Raw genomic sequence first — 307 nt, forward strand, 5'->3', positions numbered from 1 at the left:
AACCAGGAGGTTGGCTTAGAAGCAGCCATCCTTTAAAGAAAGCGTAACAGCTCACTGGTCTAAACAAGGGTTCCTGCGGCGAAAATGTAACGGGGCTAAAGTGATGCACCGAAGCTTAGGGTTCAGTCTTTGACTGAGCGGTAGCGGAGCGTTCCGTAGGCGAGTGAAGCGTGAGGGTAACCGAGCGTGGACGTATCGGAAGTGCGAATGCTGACATGAGTAGCGACAAAGAGGGTGAGATGCCCTCTCGCCGAAAGACCAAGGGTTCCTGCTTAAAGCTAATCTGAGCAGGGTGAGCCGGCCCCTA

1 rRNA gene is annotated in these 307 nt (G+C 53.7%); it reads left to right on the forward strand.

Going from position 1 to position 307, the window contains the following annotated elements:
- A 23S ribosomal RNA gene (locus ACYPYD_RS20640) occupies positions 1–307 on the forward strand; the annotation flags it as partial.

The organism is Novosphingobium sp. 11B (assembly GCF_054589055.1).